Consider the following 4332-nt stretch of genomic DNA (forward strand, 5'->3'; position numbering starts at 1 on the left):
GAGCCGTACACAAAAGGCTGTGCCCGAAAGGCCGAGCCCGAAAGAGCCGGGCTCGCCACGCATTCGTAACTCGCTAGTGAACGACTTGAGTTGGGGACGAGGCGCCTTGTGGGGCGCACGGCGATCTCGCTAGCGTCGCCGCCGTCGCGACTTTATGGATACGGAGACGCCACATGACGGGGAGAGGGAAATGAAAAGACGAATATGGGTGCCCTCCGTATTTCTGACGGTTCTGGCGCTGCTGAATCTGGGGTCCGCACCGGCGGCTCCCGGCCGTGCGGAAAGCCGCACCGACCGGCTCGTCGCGCAGATGACGCTGGACGAGAAACTCTCGTTCGTGCACTGGGACTACTCCACCACTGACCCGACGGCACTGGTCTATCTGCCGGGCGTGCCCCGTCTGGGCATTCCGCAGGTGCGGGCCACCGACGGGCCCGCGGGGGCGACGATCCACCGGCCCTCGATCGCGATGCCCGCACCCGTCAGCCTCGCCTCGTCCTTCGACGACGGGCTCGCCAAGCAGTACGGACAGGTCCTGGGCCGTGAGGGCCGGGCCTTCGGCGTGGACGTGATCTACGCCCCGATGGTCAACAGCATCCGGGTCCCGCAGGCAGGGCGGAACTTCGAGACGTTCAGCGAGGACCCGCTCCTGACCGGACGCACGGCGGCCGCCGAGGTCAAGGGCATCCAGAGCCAGGGCCTGATGGCGACGGTCAAGCACTACGCCGCCAACACCCAGGAGAACAACCGCATGGGTGTCGACGTCAAGGTGGACGAACGTACCCTCCAGGAGACGGAGATCCCCGGCTTCGAGGCCGCGGTCAAGGCCGGCGCCGCCTCGGTGATGTGCGCCTACCCCAAGGTCAACGGCGAAGCGGCCTGCGGCAACGGGCACTTGCTCAACGACATCCTGCGCGAGCAGCTGGACTTCAAGGGCTGGGTCACCTCCGACTGGATGGCCACCCAGAGCACGGACGCCATCACCAAGGGGCTCGACCAGGAACTGGGCATCGACTCGACCGTCGCCATCCCGCCCGGCGGCGAGGTCCCCGGCGGCAAGTACTTCGGTGACACGCTCAAGAAGGCCGTCACGGACGGCACCGTCCCCATGGCGGTCCTTGACCGCGCGGTGAGCCGCATCGTCGGACAGATGGAGCGCTTCGGCCTCCTCGACGAGAACCCGGCGCCGCGGCCCGAGCGCGATGTCGCGGGCGGCACCAAGGTGGCCGAGAAGATCGCCGAGTCCGGCGCGGTGCTGCTGCGCAACGAGGACCGGACGCTGCCGCTGGACCCGGCCACCACCGACGACGTCGCGGTGATCGGCCCGTCGGCCAAGGACCCCAAGGTGACTGGCCTCGGCAGCTCCTACATCGTTCCCGACGTGGCCACCCCGCCGCTGGAGACCATCACCAAGAAGCTCGGCGCCGACGCGAACGTCTCCTACGCCGAGGGCGAGACCCTCGAGGGCGAGCCGATCCCGGCGTCCGCCCTGGAGCCCGACTTCACCGCGGGCAAGGTCCTGGACCCCGCCCAGAGCGGCGTCATCTACGACGGCAAGCTGACCGTGGAGAAGGACGGGCTCTACCGCATCGCGGCCCGCGTCACCGGCGGCAACGGCGCCATCCAGATCGACGACGGCGCACCGATCAGCATCGGCGAGGTGTTCGGCAAGCTCACCAGCGTCCCGCTGAAGCTGACCGCCGGCACCCACACCGTCAAGGTCAGCGGCGGCGCCGTCGTCGGCAAGCCGATGACCCTCGACCTGCGCTGGGTGACCCCGGCCAAGGCCCAGGACGCGATCGACCAGGCCGTCGCCACCGCGCGCAAGGCCTCCACCGCAGTGGTCTTCGCCTACGACGACGGAGCCGAGGGCAGCGACCGCGCCTCCCTGTCCCTGCCCGGCCGTCAGGACGAGCTGATCGAGGCCGTGACGGCCGTCAACCCCCGCACGATCGTCGTGCTGAACACCGGTTCGTCCATCACCATGCCCTGGCTCGACAAGACCCGGGCGGTCCTCGACATGTGGTACCCCGGACAGGCCGGGGCGGAGGCCACCGCCGACCTGCTGTTCGGCGACGCCGAACCGGGCGGCCGGCTCAGCCAGACCTTCCCCACCTCCGAGAAGGCGACCCCGGTCGGCTCCGACCCCGAGCGCTACCCCGGCGTCGACAACGTCGTGAAGCAGACCGAAGGCATCTACACCGGCTACCGGTGGTACGACCACGAGGGCGTCAAGCCGCTCTTCCCGTTCGGCCACGGCCTGTCCTACACGTCCTTCGCCTACGAGAAGCAGACGGTCAAGCGCACGGCCGACGGCCTCGACGTCGAGGTGACGGTGCGCAACACCGGCAAGAGGACGGGCAGCGACGTGGTCCAGGTCTACCTCGGCCCCAGCCCCAAGCTCTCGATCGACCAGGCGGACAAGGCGCTGGCCGGCTACGAGAAGGTGGAGCTGAAGGCGGGGGAGTCCCGCCGCGTGCGCATCCACGTCGCCGAACGCGCCCTGCAGTACTGGGACACGTCGGCCGACGGCTGGAAGCTCGCCGGCGGCGAGCGCCGCGTCCTGGTCGGCTCCTCGTCCGACGACGTCCCGCTCGGCGTGAACGTCCAGACCGACCGGCCCGCCGAGGGGAAGCGGCCGTGACGGACAGCGCGGCCCCTCAGCCGGACCCCGAGCCGTACGTACGGCTCGGCCGGCTCGCCACCCGGGTGAGCCGGCTGTGGCTCGGCACCGTCAACTTCAGCGGCCGCGTCGAGGACGACGACGCCCTGCGGCTGATGGACGAGGCGCTCGACCGCGGCATCAACTGCGTGGACACCGCCGACATCTACGGCTGGCGGGTGCACAAGGGACACACCGAGGAACTGGTCGGCCGCTGGCTCGCCCAGCAGGGCGGCCGCAGGGACAACGTCGTTCTGGCGACCAAGGTCGGCGGCGAGATGAGCGAGCGGGCCAACGACGGCGGCCTGTCCGCCCGTCACATCGTCACCGCCTGCGAACAGTCCCTGCGGCGCCTGGGCGTGGAGCGCATCGACCTCTACCAGATGCACCGCATCGACCGCGCCGCACCGTGGGACGAGGTGTGGCAGGCCATGGACCACCTGGTGAGCAGCGGAAAGGTCTGCTACGTCGGCTCCTCCAACTTCGCCGGGTGGCACATCTCCGAGGCGCAGGCGAGCGCCCGCCGCCGCAACACGCTGGGCCTGGCCTCCGAACAGTGCCTGTACAACCTGGCGGCCCGCCACGCCGAACTGGAGGTCCTGCCGGCCGCGCACCACCACGGCCTGGCGACCCTCGCCTGGTCACCGCTGCACGGCGGCCTCCTCAGCGGCGTACTGGACAAGCTGAACTCCGGCACCGCGGTCAAGTCCGCCCAGGGGCGGGCCCAGACGCTCCTGCCCTCGCTGCGCCCCGCCATCGAGGAGTACGAGGCGTTCTGCCGCGGCATCGGACACCATCCCGCGGAGGTCGGCCTGGCCTGGGTGCTGTCCCGGCAGGGCGTCACCGGTGCCGTCATCGGACCGCGCACCGTCGAGCACCTCGAATCGGCGCTGCGCGCCACCCGCCTGCACCTCGACGACGACCAGCTCGCGGGGCTCGACCGGATCTTCCCGCCGGTCGGCCGGGGCGGCCCGGGGCCCGAGGCCTGGGCCGGCTGAGGACCACCACCCGTTTCCATCACCGCGCCCACGACGCGGCCACGACACGACCACGACACGAAGGACGGATCGCATGACTTCCGGAGCGCAGGCGAACGAGGAGACGGTCGAGGACAAGGTCGTCGACTTCTACGACAACTTCACCGAGACCTTCAGGGACATCTGGGGCGACAACCTGCACGTCGGCTACTGGCTCGACGAGACCGACGACGCCCCCATCGAGAAGGCCACCGACCAGCTCACCGACCAGCTGATCGCGCGCCTCGCCCCGCAGCCGGGCCAGCGCATCCTGGACGTGGGCTGCGGCGTCGGACAGCCGGCCTTCCGGCTCGCCGGCGCGGCCGACGTCGAGGTCGTCGGCATCTCCATCAGCTCCTACCAGGTCGGCCGCGCGGGCGAGCGGGCCCGCGAGCAGGGCCTGGCCGACCAGGTGACCTTCCAGCACGCCGACGCGGCCGAACTTCCCTTCCCCGACGCGTCGTTCGACGGCGCCTGGGCCTTCGAGTCGCTGATCCACATGCCGGACAAGGAGAAGGTCCTGCGCGAGATCAAGCGCGTGCTGCGCCCGGGCTCGACCCTCGTCCTCGCCGACATGTTCAGCCAGCCCGACACGGAGCTGACGTTCCAGGACATCATCACGAGCCCGGAGATGGACGACTACCGGGCCGTCAT

Annotated in this window: 3 protein-coding genes; all 3 read left to right on the plus strand. The window is 70.2% G+C overall.

Annotated features, from left to right (window positions below; all coding sequences use genetic code 11):
- The first annotated feature begins 190 nt into the window (after positions 1 to 190).
- Positions 191 to 2644, plus strand: a complete 2454-nt coding sequence (locus ABZ833_RS44540) for a glycoside hydrolase family 3 C-terminal domain-containing protein (RefSeq protein WP_361059499.1) — start codon at positions 191 to 193, stop codon at positions 2642 to 2644.
- Positions 2641 to 3660 carry an aldo/keto reductase gene (locus tag ABZ833_RS44545; protein WP_361059502.1) on the plus strand — a complete coding sequence of 340 codons (1020 nt, stop codon included), beginning with the start codon at positions 2641 to 2643 and terminating at the stop codon, positions 3658 to 3660. Before ABZ833_RS44540 ends, ABZ833_RS44545 begins: the two co-directional genes overlap by 4 nt.
- A gap of 73 nt (positions 3661 to 3733) precedes the next feature.
- Positions 3734 to 4332 (plus strand): methyltransferase domain-containing protein (locus tag ABZ833_RS44550; RefSeq protein ID WP_361059505.1); only part of this gene is annotated, 599 nt, incomplete at its 3' end.

The sequence above is a fragment of the Streptomyces sp. NPDC047525 genome, assembly GCF_040643025.1.
In the GTDB taxonomy this organism is placed as follows: domain Bacteria; phylum Actinomycetota; class Actinomycetes; order Streptomycetales; family Streptomycetaceae; genus Streptomyces; species Streptomyces durmitorensis.

Coding starts and splice junctions, on each gene's coding strand:
- ABZ833_RS44540 (WP_361059499.1), top strand. CDS start 191: ATGAAAAGACGAATATGGGTGCCCTCCGTATTTCTGACGGTTCTGGCG.